Source organism: Thalassospira sp. CH_XMU1420-2, assembly GCF_037029325.1.
Taxonomy (GTDB): domain Bacteria; phylum Pseudomonadota; class Alphaproteobacteria; order Rhodospirillales; family Thalassospiraceae; genus Thalassospira; species Thalassospira povalilytica.
This window is the reverse complement of record NZ_JAYMEG010000054.1, coordinates 1-1174: the sequence shown is the minus strand read 5'-3', so window position 1 is coordinate 1174 and position 1174 is coordinate 1. Positions and strand designations below refer to the sequence as shown.

The window sequence follows — 1174 nt, the reverse complement described above, 5'->3', positions numbered from 1 at the left end:
AGGCTATCGAACGCCTGACGGCAAGCGGATCGGACAGTGCCCCGGCCCGGATTGAACGGATACGCGATGATCATCGTTGCGGTTGGTTGGGATGAAAAGGACGAAGATCTTCAAGCGTTCCGCACCCGGCGCCATCAGATCACGGTCGATGGGCAGGACATATTTGTCTCAGATGAAAAAGTCCATGAAGGTGAAGAACCGGTTGCCTATCAGCTGATCAATACCGAGACCATCGGGACCGGCGAGACCTATCAAGAGGTCTGCATGGTCTACGAAAACTCCTATGTCGAAGAGACCTATCTGCGCCCGGCTGGCACCAACTACGTGCGCAATGCTGGCCCGGGAGAACCGATCTATGTCTCGGGTGAAGATCAACATATGGTCGATGGCCAGTGCATCGACATCATCAAGACGTATCTGATTGCTGCGACGGAAGACACGGTAAACATTGACGTTGCAGCGGAGCTTTCAGCCCAAGGATGGGACGGGATAGAACCGGTTCATCTGGAAATTGAAGTTGCTGAAGGTATCACCGTATCGTCGAATTCGACTTCCACTGCGGCTATTGTAATTCCGGCTTTGCCTGAAGAGAGCACCGCAAGCCTCACGAACAATGGCATGATCATTGGTCGTGGCGGGGAAGGGGGCAAACCGACCAGTCACTCAGGCAAGAACGGTGGGCCTGCGGTATCTACGCAGACTGACCTCTCGATCACAAATGCAGGCATCATTGGCGGCGGCGGCGGCGGCGGTGCTACGGGTACAGCTGCCACAAACAACGGCAACTGCTTCCACAGCTGTATTCCGCTTGGGGCCGGTGCGGGCGGCGGTGCAGGCGCACCACCGGGATCTGGCGGTGTTGTCGCATCCTCGATGTATATTTGTTCAGGAGGAAACCAGTACGGCACTGGTGGCGGCAATCATGGCTCTGCCGGTAGCTTGCTGACGGGTGGCTCTGGCGGACCACCCTACTCATGCAGCGGGAACACCGGTGCCACTGGCGGTCGCGGGGGCGACTTGGGCCAAGACGGTAGCCCGGGCACTAAGAATTCACGCTATGACAACATGGGGGCGCCTGGAAAAGCCGGGGCGGCGGTTGTAACGAACGGCTCGACCACGATCTTGCCGCTGATGGTCGCTGCTCGAACCATCTGCTCTTCGAACCTTTCGACCT

At 57.7% G+C, this 1174-nt stretch carries 1 pseudogene; it reads left to right on the top strand.

The annotated features are described in order from the left end of the window. Positions 1-66: 66 nt before the first annotated feature. A pseudogene (locus WA429_RS21205) lies at positions 67-1174 on the top strand (hypothetical protein); the annotation flags it as partial.